A 17,663-nucleotide genomic window follows, 5' to 3' on the forward strand; every position below is an offset into this window, starting at 1 on the left:
GGTGAAATATTTTTCGTCCCTGCGGAAAATACAATCCATAAACGATTAGAAATGAAAAAAGATACGAGACCATTGAACAAAAATTTACTTTCGGAGCTTTCCGTCTTAATAGAAAACGGTCAGCAACAGATAGTTTTTTATGCCAACAGCACCCTTACCCTTGTCTTTTGGCAGGTTGGAAAGCGTATCAATGAAGATGTATTAAATAATGAACGAGCTACTTACGGAAAACGGATTGTACCAATGATTGCCAATGAGTTGGAATCTAAATACGGACGTAATTTTACGGAAAAAAATATCCGAAGAATGATGCAGTTTGCAGAGGTATTTCCTGATTTTCAAATTGTCGTTCCACTGGCACGACAATTGAGTTGGTCGCATTTTTTGATACTTATCCCCCTTAAAAATCACGAAGCAAGAATGTTTTATGCTGAGTTGGCAGTATCTGAAAATTTAGGAAAACGAGAACTTCGTAAGCAAATCACTACCAAAGCCTTTGAGAGAATGCAAATTGCTAATTTACAGGTTCAACAATCGGAAATTATTCCTATAAATACTTTCAAAGACCCCTATCTATTGGATTTTTTAGGACTTCGAAGTGATTATTTGGAAAAAGACATTGAAACGGCTATTTTACATAAATTAGAGTCCTTTATTTTAGAACTTGGAAGAGGATTTGCCTTTGTAGAACGCCAAAAACGAATGATTATTGATGGAGAAGATTTCTATTTAGACCTTTTGTTTTTCCATAGAAAATTAAAGCGATTGATTGCCATTGAGCTAAAAATCGGTAAATTCCAAGCCAAACACAAAGGACAAATGGAACTTTACCTCAAATGGTTAAATAAATACGAACGTCAGGAGGGCGAAGAAGCTCCTATCGGACTGATTTTGTGTGCTGAAAATAGCAAGGAACAAGTAGAGCTTTTGGAAATTCATAAAGATGGTATTATGGTTGCCGAGTATTGGACAGAGTTACCTCCTAAAAAACAATTGGAAAAAAAATTACACGAAGCCTTCATTGAAGCACGTGAGCAGTTTGAAAACAAGGGGTTATTGAATAAATAAAAACGAAATCGGTGAATATGTACGTTACGAAAAAGCGTGTAAATGTTCAAAAGAAAACCTTTTTATAAGTAAATATAAATGATAATAATAAAGAATAAAACAGATAAAACGTAGAATCTTTATCTTCATAAGAAGAAAATACTTCTACACGTGAAGAAACAAAATCTTCTGATGAAGAAAATGTTTCTTCTTATGGATAATATAATGCTACTGATGAATTATTTAATTCTTCATTAGAATATAAAAGTTCTACTAAAGAAGATTTTAATTCTACATCTGTTTTATTGTAAAATCAATAAGAATAACTATTTTTATAATATAAAAGACAAATTAAGATGAGAAAAAGGTCATTTGCCGAAATCATCACATCGGCACAACTATTAGTAAAAGCCCTCACCGAACGAGGTGAAAATTTGCCTGTGGGTGTTACCGCTCAAATGCGTGACAAACTAAACACTGCCTACCAAAAAGCAGCAGAAGTCAATGTAGAACAGGAAAAACTCAAAGCCCAACTCAAAGAAAAAACCGCCGAGTTAGAAAAACATATTGCCGAAACGGAAGAGGTATATGCCTTTTTGAAAAAATACATCAAAATGGGCGAACCGCAAGAACGTTGGCGAGAATTTGGTTTTGAGGATAAACGATAGGCGGTAAGATTGCACAATGTAGGGAGGGGATATATCCCTTCCGCAGTTACGAAACGTATCAATGTGAGGGCGTGTGTGAAGTTGTTATTGTAATATTTTCGAAATGAATCACAAGTAATAGGTATTTTCAGTAATAGCACTGAAATTCAATAAGATGAAGTTATTAAACAATGAAGTTATTTACCGATATAAAAGACATTATTTTACAGGCTCGTGAAAAGGCGGTACGCTCAGTCAATAACGCACGTACGCTGATGTATTGGCATATTGGTAAACGTATTTTTGAGGAAGAACAGCAAGGTAAAAAACGAGCAGATTACGGAAGTTACCTCATTAAGGAGCTTTCTGCCAAGTTAGAACCCGACTTCGGGAGTCTTTGTTCATTTCGACAACTGAACTTATATAGGCAATTTTACAAAACTTTCCCAATTGTGAACGCACTGCATTCACAATTGAATTGGACTCAGTATAAGATACTTATGCGAATAGATGACCAACATAAACGAGAGTTTTACATCGCCGAAACAACAAAAAATAATTGGACTTCTCGGCAGTTGGAACGACAAATAAACGCTTCTTTGTACGAAAGACTTTTGCTTTCGAACGATAAAGAAAGCGTGCTTGCCGTTGCTCGAAATGAAAGGCAACCTTCTGACCCAAAGGAAATAATCAAAGACCCTATGGTTTTGGAATTTTTGGGTTTGAAACAACAAAGTACCTATTATGAAAAGGATTTAGAAACTAAAATGCTTTCTCATTTACAAGAATTTTTGTTGGAATTAGGCAACGGATTTTCGTTTGTAGCTCGGCAAAAACGCATTCATATTGAGGGAGATGAGTTTTTTGTAGATTTAGTGTTTTACAATCGTTTATTGCAAAGTTTTGTGATTATCGAAATCAAAACCGATAAACTTACCCATCAGGATATAGGGCAGCTACAAATGTACGTCAATTATTATGACCGCACACAGAAACTCAGCCACGAAAACCCAACCATTGGTATTTTGCTCTGTGCCGACAAAAATGACGCTGTGGTAAAATATACCCTTCCTGAGAATCAAAAGCATATTATAACAAGTAAATACCAATTGTATTTGCCAACAGAAAAACAACTTTTAGATGAAATACGTAAAGAAATTGAAAATTTTGAAATAAATGAAGAAGATGAAAAACCTGATGAAGTACAATAAAAATCTTTCATCATAAACAATAAAAACAGATTAATTCAGCTTGAAAATAGAGAAAATTAGCAAAATCAATAGAATTTTAAATAGAAACGCCAAATAAGTAAGAATGATATGAGTGTAAAAGTACTAATGTTCGGTTGGGAGTTTCCGCCCCACATCAGTGGAGGGCTTGGCACAGCCTGTTATGGAATCACCAAAGGATTAGCAAAGCACAACGTAAATGTTTTGTTCGTGATGCCAAAAGCAGGGGGTGATGAGGATAGTTCCGTCGCACAGATTATAAACGCAAGTGATGTGGAAATGCTCCAAAATATGGAAAATATTGAGGAGTTTTGGAAGAACATCAACTTTATGGAAATCGGTTCGAATTTAGTTCCGTATTTAGACCCCGAAACTTTTGCTCGTGAACGCGAAGCCTATCTGAAAACGGGCGAAAACAAAGAAACCATTTCTTTCAGAAATAAATTCCAATTTTCGGGCAAGTATGGTGCCAATCTGATGGAGGAAGTGTATCGATATGCGTTGGTTGCCGGAACGGTGGCTAAAAATCACCAATTTGATGTTATCCACGCCCACGATTGGCTCACGTACAGTGCAGGAATTGTTGCCAAGAAACTATCGGGAAAACCATTGGTGGTTCACGTACACGCTACCGAGTACGACCGAGGCGGGGAACACAATCGTAATACATTGGTGTACGATATCGAAAAACGCGGAATGGAAGCTGCTGACGTTGTGGTTACAGTGAGTAATTGGACGCGTAACATCGTGGTGGAGAAGTACGGCATCAATCCGGAAAAGGTTATCACGGTGCATAATGCGGTTGATTTTTCTGCTGACACTACCGAAAAGGAAGAACGAGGCGTTAAGGAGAAAATCGTAACTTTCTTAGGAAGAATTACCCTGCAAAAAGGTCCGGAATACTTTGTTGAAGCCGCAGCTAAGGTACTCAAACGGACTCCCAACGTTCGTTTTGTAATGGCAGGAAGTGGCGAGAAGATGAATCCGTTGGTGCGACGTGTGGCACAATTGGGTATCGGAACGAAATTTCATTTCACGGGCTTCCTCAAAGGAGGCGAAGTGCAACGGATGTTCCGTTATAGCGATGTGTATGTAATGCCTTCGGTTTCGGAGCCTTTCGGGATTTCGCCTTTGGAAGCGATGCGTTCGGGCGTGCCTACCATCATTTCAAAACAGTCGGGCGTAGCCGAAGTATTGAATCACGCCATTAAAGTTGATTATTGGGACATTGACGCACTGGCTGACGCTATTCACGGCATTCTCTCCTACCCTACGCTCGCCGAATTTATGTCGCGGGAAGGCTACGACGAGGTAAATCAACTCAAATGGGAAAATGCTTCCTTAAAGCTCAAAACCATTTATGAGATGCTTGTGAGTAAGTAAAGAATGACCAATCAGTAAATTATAAAAACTATAAGATGGCAGAAAATAAAAAAGAATCAAGAAATATCAACATAAAAACAGATAACGATATGAAGAAATCAGTTTGTATTTATTTTCAAATACACCACCCCGAACGACTTAGAAAATATCATTTCTTTGATATAGGAAAGAAACATAACTATTTTGATAATTACGCCAATCGTTCTGAATTAGAAGACCTTGCCGAAAATTGTTATCTCCCTGCCAACGCACTGTTGTTGGATTTGATTAAGAAGTACAACGGAAAGTTCAAGGTGGCTTTCTCGATTTCGGGTTCGGCAATCGACCAATTAAATATGCACACCCCTGAGGTAATCCGTTCGTTCCAAGAGCTTGCCGAGACGGGCAATGTGGAATTCTTGGCGGAAACCTATTCGCATTCTTTGGCTTCTCTTTCAGAGGATTCGGACGAGTTTGAACAACAAGTGAAACGCCACGTAAACACGGTGAAAAGTCTTTTCGGGAAGAAGCCTGTAACTTTCCGCAATACGTCTTTGATTTATTCTGACAAAATCGGGGAGCGAGTGGCTAAACTTGGCTTCAAAACAATGCTTACCGACGGAGCAAAACACGTCTTGGGATGGAAAAGCCCGAACTTCGTGTATAAAAATCCTGTGGACGAAAACTTAAACTTACTACTCAAAAACAGCAAGTTAAGCGACGATATCGCCATTCGGTTTTCCAACACACAATGGGGCGAATATCCGCTTACGTCCGAGAAATACGCTTCGTGGGTAAAACACAGTTTGGCAGAAACCGAAGTGGTCAATTTGTTTATGAATTACGACGTAATCGGTCATTATAATCGCAAAGAAAGTGGCATTTTCGACTTTTTGGAACATTTCGTAAAAAATATGATGGAAGATGATGATTATCAGTTTCTTCTTCCGAAAGAAGTCGTAAAAAAACACAGCCCGAAAGATGTATTGTACGTTCCTTACCCAATTTCGTGGACGGACGAAGAACGCGACACCACCTCTTGGCTCGGAAACGAATTGCAGCAAGAAGCATTCAATCAGCTATTTAAAATTCAGCCCTTGGTTAAAAAGAAAAAAAATTCCGAACTTTCAGATGATTACAGCCGTTTGCAAGGTAGTGAACATTTCTATCATATGCGGACTAAACTCTTCTCTACTTCGGATTATCATAAGTATTTCACTCCGTATGATTCTCCTTACGAGGCGTTTATCAACTATATGAACGTTTTGAGTGATTTTGAGGTACGTTTGGAAGAAAAGTAATATAATGAACTGCTGTGGTTGTGAACGCTATGGCAGTTTTTTTTTACAATAAATTTATATACTAATGATCGCGATAGTTATTTTAAGTTTATGCTATATTGTCGTAGCTTTTTTAGTTACAGAAAAGAATGCTGAACAAACCCTTTCAGGCTACAATACAATGTCAGAAGAAGAACGCAAAAGAGTGGATATAAGGACTTATATTCCATTTTTTAAGAGATTTCATCTGTTTTTGGGAATTTCATCGTTCATTGGTGGAACAATGATTCTTTATTTTATAAACGAACATTGGGGTGTCCTTTTCACTGTATTTTACCCTCTTGTCATTTACCCTTATTTTATTTGGAAAGGAAAAAAGTCCGATAATAATACCGGACTTTTCCATTAACCAACCAAAACTTTAAATTATGAAAACTATTATTTGAAGTTTTGCAATGAGCTACCACCCTCATTGCATTGCAAAGGTACAAATAATTTTCAATACACAATAGTTAATTTCAACTTTAACAAAAGTTTATTACCTGATAAACGTTTTCGCTGTCTATTTTTTGAGAATATTAAGATTTTATTTAATAATTAGCAATTTTATTTTGCTGACAAAAATAAAATTTAGACGTTCCATTTTTACTTCTAAAAACAAAATGACAAACAACTTTATTTGAAGTATTTTTTATAAATCAATCTATTCTTTCTTAATTTGTGCAACATCCATCAAAACATCAGTGAAATGATGTCCTGTATGTGCTCCGAAGAAACTTCCCGTCAAGCGGACGTTTTTGTCAATATAATTTGTAAATTTAATATCCGAAGTTGAGGTTAATTGAACTTCTAAAATATTAGTTTGTGCAGGATTAAACCCGTCATCTTCTTCGTCTGCAACAAGATTTATAGGGTTTCTGAGTTCTAATATAAATACCTCCTCCTTTGCATCTACCTCTGGACTTTCACCATACCCCGGAGGTCCGAAAAATGTTTTGATCTTTATAATACCAGAAATTACCGATATAGAGGGTTCATAGAAATATTCCTTGTAACCTTCCGCATTTTTTTTGATATTTTCATCCGGTTTATGAAAGTCGGATGCAATATTGCTTTGTACATTCTGTTGGGTAGCTTGTTGCTTCGAGTTGTCTTTACAACCTACAAAGGAAAGCACCAGTCCGATAAGTCCCAGAAAAATTAGATTATTACTTTTCATAATACAATATTTTTAGTTTTTGCTGAAAATCAGCACAAAGTTACAAAATAATTATTAAGTTGAAAATATGAAAAAAGGTGCGTGTTTACGCACCTTAAAACATTATTTACTCCTTTCCTCAATCCAATTTCGTGCATTTACAAAAGCCTCTAACCAAGGTGAAACTTCATCGTGTCGATTTTCGGGGTAATTTGCCCAATTCCATTGAAAAATAGAACGTTCGATATGTGGCATCATTACCAAATGGCGACCCGTTTTATCACAAAGCATTGCCGTATTATAATCTGAGCCATTAGGATTGGCAGGATAACCTTCATAAGCGTATTTTGCAACGATATTATATTCATTTTCAGCCATTGGCAGGTGGAATTTTCCTTCCCCGTGAGAAATCCAAACGCCTAATGTTGCTCCTTCCAATGAAGAAAGCATCACCGAATTATTTTTCTGAACAGTTACCGAAGTAAACCCACTTTCGTGTTTTCCGCTATCATTGTGTAACATTTTTCCGTGTATTTCGTGCTCAGGATTAATCACTTCTAACTCCATAAACAACTGACAACCATTACAAATTCCTACCGAAAGCGTATCTTCTCTCTTGAAGAAATTCTCCAAAGCCGTTTTTGCTTTTTCGTTATAGAGAAAAGCTCCTGTCCAACCTTTGGCACTTCCCAACACGTCCGAATTTGAAAATCCACCTACAGCTCCGATGAATTGCACATCTTCCAACGTTTCTCTTCCTGAAATAAGGTCAGTCATATGCACATCTTTCACATCAAAACCTGCTAAATACATCGCATTTGCCATTTCACGTTCGGAATTACTTCCTTTTTCACGAATTACAGCCGCTTTTGGTCGTTTTCCACTCGAAAGTTTAGGTTTTTGACCTGTAAAATGCTTCGGAAATACAAAATTTAACGGTTGCTCCGAGTAATTTTGATATCTTTCTGTTGCTTTATCGTTTTTAGTTTGTTTTTTGTCTAACAAATAAGAAGTTAAAAACCAAATATCACGTAATTCCGAAATATTAAATGTCAATTCTGTATCAAAATTCTTAATATTCAGGATATCAGAATTTGTTACTGTTCCAATTTTGAAAACTTCAATCCCTTCTGATTTCAGATAATTTTCTGCTTCTGTATTTGCCTGAAAAACAAGACCAATATTTTCATTAAATAATAATTTCGCTGTGTCTTCTTCTTTAAAAACTGAAAAATCAAAATCAGCTCCCAAATCATTTTCAGCAAAACACATTTCTAACAGAGTAGTAATGAGTCCGCCACTTCCTATATCGTGTCCCGCTTGTATTTTACCCTGATTTACAAGATATTGAATAGCACTGAATGCCTTTTTGAAATATTCAGCATCTTTAATAGTCGGAGCTTCTTTTCCAATTTTATTTAAAATTTGAGCAAATGAAGAACCTCCTAATTTGAATTTATCTCGTGAGAGATTGATATAATAAATCGCTCCGCCGTTTCGCTTTAAAACAGGCTCTACTACTTTGGTAATATCCGTGCAATTCGCAACAGATGAAATGATTACCGTACCAGGGGCAATCACGTCTCCATCAGGATATTTTTGCTTCATTGAGAGAGAATCTTTTCCTGTTGGAATATTGATTTCCAATTCAATAGCAAAATCCGAACAGCCCTTTACAGCTTCGTACAGACGAGCGTCTTCTCCCTTATTTTTACAAGCCCACATCCAATTGGCTGAAAGTGAAACTCCTTTGATTCCGCTTTTAAGCGGTGCCCACACAATATTAGACAGAGCCTCCGCAACTGCATTTCGGCTTCCTGCAACAGGGTCAATCAATGCTGTAAGAGGCGAATGCCCTATGGTTGTCGCAATCCCCTCTTTGCCTTGATAATCAAGAGCCATAACTCCCACATTATTAAGTGGTAACTGCAAAGCCCCTACACATTGTTGCTTCGCTACACGTCCGCCCACGCATCGGTCAACTTTATTAGTAAGCCAATCTTTACAAGCAACAGCTTCAAGTTGTAAAACTTGTTCTAAATATGACTTTATATTACTTTGATAGTACACTAAATCTTCATATTCTGTTTTGACAGAAGTGTCCTCCATTATGGTTTTTGGAGAACTTCCAAACATATCCGACAGATGAAAATCCAAAGGCTTCGTGTTTTTCTTTTTAGAAGTTATTGAAAAACGCTTATCAGAAGTTACCTCTCCTACCTCATACATCGGGCTTCGTTCACGTTCGGCTATGGTTTTTAATTTTTCAATATGCTTGTTTCCAATAACCAACCCCATACGTTCCTGCGATTCGTTCCCGATGATTTCCTTATCAGAAAGCGTTGGGTCGCCCACAGGAAGTTTGTCCAAATTAATTTTTCCACCTGTTTCTTCAATAAGCTCAGAAAGGCAATTCAGATGTCCACCTGCCCCGTGGTCGTGAATAGAAACAATCGGATTTTCATCAGCCTCTACCATTGCTCGGATAGCATTGGCGGCTCGTTTTTGCATTTCAGGATTGGAACGCTGAATTGCATTTAGTTCAATTCCAGAGCCAAACGCTCCTGTATCAGCACTTGAAACAGCGGCCCCTCCCATACCAATACGATAGTTTTCTCCACCTAAAATTACGATTTTATCTCCTTCTTTTGGCTGATGTTTTATAGCTTGTGATTTCTTTCCATATCCCACACCACCGGCTAACATAATTACCTTATCAAATCCCAACTTTTTCGCATCTTCCTCGTGTTCAAAGGTTAGGAGCGAACCTGCGATGAGTGGCTGTCCGAATTTATTTCCAAAATCTGAAGCTCCGTTTGAAGCTTTGATAAGAATATCCATCGGAGTTTGATACAGCCATTTTCGTTCATCCATCGCCTTTTCCCACGGGCGATTTTCTTCCAATCGAGAATACGAAGTCATATACACCGCTGTTCCTGCAAGTGGCAATGAGCCTTGCCCTCCTGCCAATCGGTCGCGAATTTCCCCACCAGAACCTGTCGCAGCTCCATTAAAGGGTTCAACGGTCGTTGGAAAATTATGCGTTTCTGCTTTGAGCGAAATAACAGACTCAAATTTTTTAGTTTCAAAAAAGTCAGGTTTATCAGCAGTTTTGGGAGCAAATTGCTCTACCACAGGACCTTGAATGAAAGCAACATTATCTTTGTAAGCAGAAACAATTTCGTTAGGATTTGTTTCAGAAGTTTTCTTAATTAGCTTGAAAAGAGAACTTGGTTTTTCTTCACCATCAATGATAAAAGTTCCGTTAAAAATCTTATGGCGACAATGTTCCGAGTTGATTTGAGAAAATCCAAAAACCTCAGAATCAGTGAGTTTTCTATCTAACTTCTTTGATAAATTGTTAAGATATTCTACTTCCTCGACGCTTAATGATAAGCCTTCTTTTTGATTATATTCCTCAATATCATCAATTTCTAAAACAGGTTCGGGTGTAATATTTATGGTAAAAATATCTTGATACAGCCCATTGTATTTCTGAAATAGCATTGGGTCAAAATCAGTAAAATCCTTGGATACTTCGTTAAATTCTTCTATACGAATAATTCCTTGGATATCCATATTTTGGGTAATTTCGACAGCGTTTGTACTCCAAGGGGTAATCATTGCTGCACGAGGACCTACAAAAAATCCTTTAAGAACTTCCTGCTCAATTTTCTTAGCTCCACCAAAAAGCCAATTTAGTTTAGAAATCGTTTGTTCGGATAAGTTTTCGGTAGTTTGCACCACATATAAATTCTGCTTCGGATTTTTAAAGAAATGTATCATTTGATTTATGGATTTAAGCGACAAATTTAGACAAAAAAAACGAATTGCGAAACGAGGGAGAATGAAAAATTTGTGCCAATATTCGTAATTCACATTACAAAGAAATACTTCTGTTAAAAATTTGTGATAGGTGATCTTTTTAGAAGTAAATTACAGAATCGTTTTTAAAACCAAAAGTTAATCAAAATATTTGCCTGGTGTAATAAGAGTTGTTTTATTAAAATATAGCTCAAAACAATTGTTTATTTATTCGATTTTTATAACGTCGGAAAATGTTGAACCAAAAAGCTTAGGAAGTGGTATTTTTAATATTTCTATCAAACGTATTATTAAACGGAGATATGTTTTAATACTAATTTCCGAAGTTTCTACCTGATAACCAACCTTCCTATAAAGAAACAAAAAAGGCTGCCATTTGGCAACCTTTTTTATAGTCTATTTTATCAAATTATTTTACTAAGTTGATTTCAACACGACGGTTTAAAGCTCTTCCTTTAGCATTTTTGTTGCTTGCGATTGGTTTCTCAACTCCGTATCCTTTTGAAGATAAACGTGTATCAGAAATACCTCTTTGAACCAAGTAAAGTTTTACTGAATCAGCTCTTTCTTGTGAAAGTGTAAGGTTTTTAGCTTTGTTACCTGTACTGTCAGTATGTCCTTCAATTGTAAATTTAGAGTTAGGATATTGATTCAATACGCTAACGATTTGCTCTAATACTGCAGCTGACTGAGGTTTGATAGAAGCTTTACCTGTTTCGAACAAGATAGTTTTAGCATACTCATTCAATGTTTTTTGTACTTCTTCAGTAACCTCTGGGCAACCTTTGTTAGATGCAGGACCAGCTACTTGCGGACACTCATCATCTTTGTCATAAACACCATCTTTATCAGTGTCTGGCCAAGGACAACCTTTGTTTTCTTTTGGACCAGCTACTTTTGGACAAGCGTCATCTTTATCAGCTACACCATCCCCGTCTGAGTCAGGACATCCGTTCAATGATCTTGGACCAGCTTGATTTGGACAAGCGTCATCTTTATCGGCGATTCCGTCTCCGTCTGAATCAGGACATCCATTGAAATCTTTTGAACCTGCATCGTTTGGACAAGCGTCATCTTTATCAGCGATTCCGTCTCCGTCTGAATCAGGACATCCGTTTAATTCTTTTGGACCAGCTACTTCTGGACACTCATCTTTCTCATCAATGATTCCGTCTCCGTCAGTGTCTTTGCTACCAAATTTGATAGTAACACCTAAAGAGTGTTGAGCATAGTCTAAACCTACTTCACCTTTTGGCATGTGGTTGTAAGTAGTCTGAGCATTCAAACCGATATTTTGAGTAAACCAGAAGTTAGCTCCAGCACCTCCTAAAAATTTGAATTCTCCTTCTTTGTCGATGTTAGCGTAACCTACCCCTACTTGTGCATAAGGATCAAACCATCTTGCTCCTTCCCACAACGTATTTATGTGATATTTACCTCTTGCGTCGATAGCCCAGAAAGACTTGTCTACTTTTTGTCCTCCTTTGTGATATCCGAAACCTTTTTCGATTTTGTTCAAAGATCCTGAAACTTCAACAGAAACACCACTTCCGATATATCTACCTACTGAAAGGCGAGATACAGCTGGAAGAACGTTGATGTCGCTTGGTCCTGCCCAATCTTTCAATAGTTCTCCAAAAGTACTTGGTGTACGGATATCTACTGAGTTAACTCCAAATCCTATTTGCCAAGGATTGCTTTCATCTTGTGCCTGAACACCTACCGAAAAAACAGCTGCTAAGGCAATTAAAGTTACTTTGATTTTCTTCATACTTAAAAATGAATTTTGATTACTACTTTATTTTGGGTGCAAATATAACTATATTTTTTTATTTTTTATGCTTTTCACGAATTTTTTTTGCTTTTTTCGATATTTAAATTACTCCCAAAGACTTCCCTACCTCTGTAAAGGCCTCTATTGCTTTGTCTAAGTGTGATTTAGAGTGTGCTGCTGAGAGTTGTACACGTATACGAGCCTTTCCTTTTGGAACTACCGGATAGAAAAATCCAATCACATAAATTCCTTTTTTTAGCAATTCATCTGCCATAATTTGAGACACTTGAGCATCGTAAAGCATCACTGGTACTATTGCACTGTCGCCTTCCACAATGTCGAATCCTGCTGCTTTCATCCCTTTTTTGAAATAGTTAGTATTCCATTCCAACTTATCGCGAAGCGATGTATCTTTAGAAATCAAATCAAAAACCTTGATAGAAGCTCCCACAATAGCTGGTGCTAATGAGTTGGAAAATAAATACGGACGCGAACGTTGACGTAAAATTTCAATAATTTCTTTTTTACCTGTGGTGTAACCTCCCATCGCACCGCCTAAGGCTTTTCCTAACGTACCTGTAATAATATCCACTCTACCTAAAGCGTTTTTAGCTTCCATAGTTCCTTTCCCTGTAGCTCCGATAAAACCTGCTGCATGACATTCATCTACCATTACCAAAGCATCGTATTTATCAGCCAAATCACAAATCTCATTTAGAGGTGCAACCACACCATCCATCGAAAAAACCCCATCGGTAACTATAATTTTAAATCTCGCTCCTGCTGCATTTGCTTCCTGAAGTTTAGCTTCTAAATCTTGCATGTTACTATTTTCGTAACGGAAACGTTTTGCTTTGCACAAGCGAACACCATCAATGATAGATGCGTGATTTAAGGCATCGGAAATAATTGCATCTTCTTCGGTGAATAAGGGTTCAAACACCCCCCCGTTAGCATCGAAAGCTGCAGCATACAATATGGTATCTTCAGTTCCGTAAAAGTCTGCTATTTTTTTTTCTAATTCTTTGTGGATATCCTGAGTTCCACAAATGAAACGGACGGAAGACATACCAAAGCCATGTGAATCTAAAGCATCTTTGGCAGCTTGAATTACTTCGGGATGTGAGGAAAGTCCTAAATAGTTATTAGCACAAAAGTTAATCACTTCCTCTCCCGTTGAAATCTTGATTTCAGCACCTTGTTTTGATGTAATAATGCGTTCTTTCTTGTAAAGACCCGCTTCTTTAATTGATTCTATTTCAGCTTGTAAATGCTTTTTTATTTCTCCGTACATAATTGAAAAATGGTTTGATTGTTCTTTAGACTACAAAGGTAGTTATTTATTCATTGACTACAAAAATATTCTTGTAAAAATACGTGGGCAGATTGTGTCATGAAATTATGGTTTTTATTCTCTTTGTATCACTACCTATCTTTATACAATTCCACAGGGGGACGATAATTCACTCCTTGCTTCAACAGATAGTCCAGTTGAAAATCTAATTTTTTGACAAAATTTTCCCAGCTACGATTTGGCATTTCTGTCCAACCTGCTTCTGCCATAGCAAATGCTCGGGGGAATGTCATATAAAACGCTCTGAACAAATCCTTTACACTTTCTCCCCAAAGGGTGGCTTCCACACCAAAGATGTACTGCTTTTCTTCCTCTTTATTTAAAGAAAATGACGGATTGAACTCATATACGCGTTGCAAAGTCAAAGTAGGCATCCAACCAACATTAGGCAGGTCATTTTTCCATTGTGGATAATCGAAATATGCATATTCACCAGGGGAGCAAATGACTTTGAAGCCATCTTTTTTAGCTCTTTCTAAAACTTCAGGTGTTGTGTTATAACGCCATAAATACATAATGCTGTTTTTTGGATATTCAGGTATTTCTAACTCTAACCATACTAAAGGTTGTTTTTCATTTTTGACTAATGACTCATTGACTCTTGAAAAGAAATAGCTAACCAATTGGTGGTTATCTGTAACTTGTAATCTTTTCTTTAACTCTTGTACCGATGGGGTTTCAATCCATTTATCAAGCGGTGCTTCATCCCCTCCAATGTGGAAATACGGACACGGAAACACATCCGAAAGTTCCGTAATCACATCATCAATAAACCTAAAAACGTTTTCTTTGGACACACAAAGCAGATTTTTAGAAACCCCTGCAACGTTACGTACTTTAATGATCGTATCATTACAGCTTAACTCCGGATAGGCTGCAATAGCGGCATCACTATGACCTGGAACGTCAAATTCTGGGATAATTTGAACATTGCGTTGCAATGCATATTGCACTAATTCTCTCATTTGATCTTGTGTGTAATACCCTTCGTTATTGCGTTTATCTCCCTCGAAATCTGTTCTTTTAGATCCAATCTCTGTCAATTTCGGATATTTTTTAATTTCAATACGCCACCCTTGATCATCCGTAAGATGTAAATGCAGAAAATTAAATTTGTATTGAGCCATTGCATCAATGTATTTTTTCAGATCTTCCATCTTCCAATAATGTCGTGCAGGATCAACCATCAATGCTCGATAAGCAAAACGAGGTGCGTCATTGATTTTCATACAGGTTATGAAATTTGACCAATTGTATTTTGACTGTGCTACCAATTGCTTCAAAGTCTGAATTGCATAGAAAGCACCTGCCTTTTCTTTGGACTTAATAATAATCACTTTAGGTTGAATATCAAGAATATAACCTTCTTGATTGTTGATAGAATGATCTTGCTTAACAGAAATTTTTAGAGTAGATTTAGAAGAATTATCATCTGTTGGGAAAAGAAGAGATAGTTCTTCTTGTAATGAATCAAAAGCCTTGTCGATTTCAAAAATGACAGTCCTATCCAAACGACACTTCTCTTTTCGAAAAAAAACCTCGTTTGGTTGGGGAACTACTGAAATCTGTTGAGCATTTGCTCCTGCCATAAATACAAAAAAGAATAGACCAAATAACTTCATTATATAGATATTTTTCATATACAATACTCTGATTATCAGTTTTATAAAAACAAGTGACAACTTCGTTATTTTACTTTATGAATTTATTACAACTATTTTAGGTTGCGTTTCGAATAAGTTTTACGGTAAAAATAGCTTCAATGGTGGTTAGAATAAAATATGGTACCATAAGAAATATAACATCTGTGATTGGAGTTTGCTCCACAGCTTTAGCTAAAGGTAATACGAAAACAACCATGGTTCCCATACGCAGAAAAGCTGTCCCCAAAAAAGCAAAAGAAGTATATTTTGGACGTAGCCTGTGTACAGTATAAATAATGGTTAATACCCCTAATGATAATATCAAATGAAACAAACAAATTTTCTCAACAGAAGAAAAAAGATTCAAAGCATACTGCTTGATCAGTAAATCCATAAGAAACTGGGTCAGTGCGATTACTACACAGACTGTCAGAAAAAAACGTACAAAATTCTTCATAGGTTAGTCTTCAGAAAAATTCTTCACTTGCCTAATCACAGAATAAATAGCAACAAAAACTCCCAAAAGAGAGAAAAACACAGTAAAAAGAGGTTGTAAACTCACGTACTTTTCATCCAACCAAACTCCTAAAAAACAACAAGCAACAATAGTTACTGCCATTTGCAACCCCATTTGGGAGAATCGTATCCACTTATTTAATTGCTTTGTCGGTAGTCGGTTTTTCATTTAAACTAGTTGGTCTATTACTTCCTTTCATGGTGCATGATACATTAAACACTGCTCCAGGCTCTATGGAAAGTTTGTCAACGGTTACATCTCCTTCAATAACAGCAGTTGATTTTAAAGTTAAAACACTATTCACTCGAAGCGTTCCTTCTATTCTTCCCTCAACATCTGCATTTTCACAAATCACTGTACCTTTGATTATTCCCGTTTTTCCTACTACCAATTTTCCACTGGTTTGGAAATTTCCTTCCACCTCCCCGTCAATTCTAAAATCGGTTTTAGATACTATCTCTCCTTTAAATTTTGTATCCGTAACTATTCTGTTACTACTTGCTGCTGTATTCTCTGCCATAACCTTCTTATTTTCTTTGAACATAATCTATTTCTTTTAAAAGATTAAAAAATCACTTCCCAAAGTTAATGCTTTTTTATTACATACAAAATGTTTTACTCAATTTTTTAAGTCATAGGCTCAAGAAAATTGCTCAAAAAAAGAAGTTCTTATTTTATCAAAAGTATTGATATAGATAAATATTTGATTTTTAATTATTTATTTCCAAAACTTCCGATAACGGACTACGTCCATTTCTTTGAGCAATTCAGTTTGTTCAAAAACGGTTTGATAAAGTGCTTTCGCTACATACGGAGCGTTCATTACTCCGCGTGTGCCAAGTCCATTGAGAATCCACATATTGTCATACTTTGGATGCTTTCCTACTAAAGGTCTTCTGTCCGAAACTGTCGGACGTACGGAGGCTTCCTGTTCAATAATTTCATAACTACACGAAATCAGTTTTTCTAATTTATCAACCAATTCCTTACGACCTTTTTCAGTGATAGTATCACTCAGGTCATCCCATTCGTATGTAGCTCCTATTTTGTAGACCCCCTCCCCCATTGGTATAATTACACCATCTCCTTTTAGAATTTCATTCAAATCCAAATCAGGGGCGTAAAAAGTCAAAGTTTCTCCTTTACATGGTTTCATAGGTAAATATTGAAAAAACGGATTTTTAAGTACTCCATAACCCTCACAAAAAACAATATGCCTTGCCGAAATGGTTTGATAGTAAACAACATCGTCCTCAATATGTAAATCCTCATAGAAAAAATTTCTATGATGATATATATTTTCATCCCTCCATCGATTGATAGATTCAGTCAAATATGTTTTCACATCAAGCCTTCCCGTGTATTGAACCTTTCCAAACCCAAAGGGAGCTTTAATATGTGTATTATTCTCTGGTAAAATACTTGGATTCAAATATCTTGACAAAATTGGTTTATCAGAAGCGTGAAACCAATTATTTTGTTCTTCAATTGAATTAAATTTTCTAAGTATAGATTGCTCAATACGTATTTTTTTGCTCAATTTTTGTTCCATTTGGTCATAAAAGTTATGTAACAAATCTACCTGTTCATCGGCTTTCCATATAGGAGTAAAGCGCTTTAAAACAACTGGATTATACACCCCTGCTGCCACCAAACTCGCCAATTGTGAATGATTGTTGATAATACAAAACGTCTTGTTCTCATTTTCTAACATATGGGCAAAAGAAACACCTGCCAACCCAGCTCCAACAATAATAAAATCAAACATACAATAATCGAATTTATCC

General features: G+C 36.5%; 15 protein-coding genes. 6 read left to right on the top strand and 9 right to left on the bottom strand.

Translation table 11 applies throughout. The features are described from left to right. The first annotated feature begins 51 nt into the window (after window positions 1-51). From CGC49_RS05800 to CGC49_RS05825, 6 genes are all read left to right on the top strand, one after another. Complete coding sequence (locus CGC49_RS05800; RefSeq protein WP_198540618.1) at window positions 52-1,068, top strand: YhcG family protein; 1,017 nt, start codon at window positions 52-54, stop codon at window positions 1,066-1,068. Window positions 1,069-1,403: 335 nt separating this feature from the next. Beyond that, window positions 1,404-1,715: a hypothetical protein gene (locus tag CGC49_RS05805; protein ID WP_013996524.1), complete on the top strand. Its 312-nt coding sequence runs from the start codon at window positions 1,404-1,406 to the stop codon at window positions 1,713-1,715. A 170-nt stretch (window positions 1,716-1,885) separates the two neighbouring features. After that, the gene (locus tag CGC49_RS05810) at window positions 1,886-2,905 is read left to right on the top strand and encodes a YhcG family protein (RefSeq protein ID WP_095895986.1); all 1,020 of its coding nucleotides are present in this window, start codon (window positions 1,886-1,888) and stop codon (window positions 2,903-2,905) included. Window positions 2,906-3,013: 108 nt separating this feature from the next. Next, on the top strand, window positions 3,014-4,306 hold the full coding sequence (locus CGC49_RS05815) for a glycosyltransferase family 4 protein (RefSeq protein WP_095912089.1): 1,293 nt from the start codon (window positions 3,014-3,016) through the stop codon (window positions 4,304-4,306). Window positions 4,307-4,395: 89 nt separating this feature from the next. Continuing rightward, window positions 4,396-5,586, top strand: coding sequence for a glycoside hydrolase family 57 protein (locus CGC49_RS05820; RefSeq protein WP_095912710.1), 1,191 nt, complete (start codon window positions 4,396-4,398; stop codon window positions 5,584-5,586). 64 nt (window positions 5,587-5,650) lie between these two features. Continuing rightward, on the top strand, window positions 5,651-5,974 hold the full coding sequence (locus CGC49_RS05825; RefSeq protein WP_095893687.1) for a DUF3784 domain-containing protein: 324 nt from the start codon (window positions 5,651-5,653) through the stop codon (window positions 5,972-5,974). 294 nt (window positions 5,975-6,268) lie between these two features. On the opposite strand, the gene CGC49_RS05830 is transcribed toward CGC49_RS05825, so the two are convergent. The 9 genes from CGC49_RS05830 to CGC49_RS05870 form a co-directional block, all read right to left on the bottom strand. Continuing rightward, entirely contained in the window at window positions 6,269-6,784 is a 516-nt protein-coding gene (locus tag CGC49_RS05830) for a DUF4431 domain-containing protein (RefSeq protein WP_042007237.1), read from the bottom strand. A gap of 102 nt (window positions 6,785-6,886) precedes the next feature. Beyond that, window positions 6,887-10,549 carry a phosphoribosylformylglycinamidine synthase gene (gene purL, locus CGC49_RS05835; RefSeq protein WP_095912090.1) on the bottom strand — a complete coding sequence of 1,221 codons (3,663 nt, stop codon included), beginning with the start codon at window positions 10,547-10,549 and terminating at the stop codon, window positions 6,887-6,889. A gap of 448 nt (window positions 10,550-10,997) precedes the next feature. Continuing rightward, window positions 10,998-12,359, bottom strand: a complete 1,362-nt coding sequence (locus tag CGC49_RS05840) for an OmpA family protein (RefSeq protein ID WP_095912091.1) — start codon at window positions 12,357-12,359, stop codon at window positions 10,998-11,000. A gap of 103 nt (window positions 12,360-12,462) precedes the next feature. Beyond that, a complete protein-coding gene (gene kbl / locus CGC49_RS05845) occupies window positions 12,463-13,656 on the bottom strand; it encodes a glycine C-acetyltransferase (protein WP_042007234.1) in 1,194 nt (397 codons plus the stop codon). 131 nt (window positions 13,657-13,787) lie between these two features. Next, the gene (locus CGC49_RS05850; RefSeq protein WP_232745153.1) at window positions 13,788-15,338 is read right to left on the bottom strand and encodes a beta-N-acetylhexosaminidase; all 1,551 of its coding nucleotides are present in this window, start codon (window positions 15,336-15,338) and stop codon (window positions 13,788-13,790) included. Between the two features lie 97 nt (window positions 15,339-15,435). Beyond that, window positions 15,436-15,753, bottom strand: a complete 318-nt coding sequence (locus tag CGC49_RS05855) for a hypothetical protein (protein ID WP_042007233.1) — start codon at window positions 15,751-15,753, stop codon at window positions 15,436-15,438. A gap of 66 nt (window positions 15,754-15,819) precedes the next feature. Then, window positions 15,820-16,044 (bottom strand): AtpZ/AtpI family protein, encoded by a 225-nt coding sequence (locus tag CGC49_RS05860; RefSeq protein ID WP_095912093.1) that lies wholly within the window; start codon window positions 16,042-16,044, stop codon window positions 15,820-15,822. Further along, on the bottom strand, window positions 16,010-16,420 hold the full coding sequence (locus CGC49_RS05865) for a polymer-forming cytoskeletal protein (RefSeq protein ID WP_042007230.1): 411 nt from the start codon (window positions 16,418-16,420) through the stop codon (window positions 16,010-16,012). The genes CGC49_RS05860 and CGC49_RS05865 overlap by 35 nt, the downstream gene beginning before the upstream one ends. Before the next feature lie 174 nt (window positions 16,421-16,594). Next, window positions 16,595-17,644 (bottom strand): FAD-binding oxidoreductase, encoded by a 1,050-nt coding sequence (locus CGC49_RS05870; RefSeq protein ID WP_095912094.1) that lies wholly within the window; start codon window positions 17,642-17,644, stop codon window positions 16,595-16,597. Window positions 17,645-17,663: the final 19 nt, after the last annotated feature.

The sequence above is a fragment of the Capnocytophaga sp. H4358 genome (genome assembly GCF_002302515.1).
Taxonomy (GTDB): domain Bacteria; phylum Bacteroidota; class Bacteroidia; order Flavobacteriales; family Flavobacteriaceae; genus Capnocytophaga; species Capnocytophaga canis.

Bases quoted from the DNA above. Each gene is read 5' to 3' on its own strand.
- CGC49_RS05800 (WP_198540618.1), top strand. From the start codon at position 52: ATGAAAAAAGATACGAGACCATTGAACAAAAATTTACTTTCGGAGCTT.
- CGC49_RS05805 (WP_013996524.1), top strand. From the start codon at position 1,404: ATGAGAAAAAGGTCATTTGCCGAAATCATCACATCGGCACAACTATTA.
- CGC49_RS05810 (WP_095895986.1), top strand. From the start codon at position 1,886: ATGAAGTTATTTACCGATATAAAAGACATTATTTTACAGGCTCGTGAA.
- CGC49_RS05815 (WP_095912089.1), top strand. From the start codon at position 3,014: ATGAGTGTAAAAGTACTAATGTTCGGTTGGGAGTTTCCGCCCCACATC.
- CGC49_RS05820 (WP_095912710.1), top strand. From the start codon at position 4,396: ATGAAGAAATCAGTTTGTATTTATTTTCAAATACACCACCCCGAACGA.
- CGC49_RS05825 (WP_095893687.1), top strand. From the start codon at position 5,651: ATGATCGCGATAGTTATTTTAAGTTTATGCTATATTGTCGTAGCTTTT.
- CGC49_RS05830 (WP_042007237.1), bottom strand. From the start codon at position 6,784: ATGAAAAGTAATAATCTAATTTTTCTGGGACTTATCGGACTGGTGCTT.
- purL (WP_095912090.1), bottom strand. From the start codon at position 10,549: ATGATACATTTCTTTAAAAATCCGAAGCAGAATTTATATGTGGTGCAA.
- CGC49_RS05840 (WP_095912091.1), bottom strand. From the start codon at position 12,359: ATGAAGAAAATCAAAGTAACTTTAATTGCCTTAGCAGCTGTTTTTTCG.
- kbl (WP_042007234.1), bottom strand. From the start codon at position 13,656: ATGTACGGAGAAATAAAAAAGCATTTACAAGCTGAAATAGAATCAATT.
- CGC49_RS05850 (WP_232745153.1), bottom strand. From the start codon at position 15,338: ATGAAGTTATTTGGTCTATTCTTTTTTGTATTTATGGCAGGAGCAAAT.
- CGC49_RS05855 (WP_042007233.1), bottom strand. From the start codon at position 15,753: ATGGATTTACTGATCAAGCAGTATGCTTTGAATCTTTTTTCTTCTGTT.
- CGC49_RS05860 (WP_095912093.1), bottom strand. From the start codon at position 16,044: ATGAAAAACCGACTACCGACAAAGCAATTAAATAAGTGGATACGATTC.
- CGC49_RS05865 (WP_042007230.1), bottom strand. From the start codon at position 16,420: ATGTTCAAAGAAAATAAGAAGGTTATGGCAGAGAATACAGCAGCAAGT.
- CGC49_RS05870 (WP_095912094.1), bottom strand. From the start codon at position 17,644: ATGTTTGATTTTATTATTGTTGGAGCTGGGTTGGCAGGTGTTTCTTTT.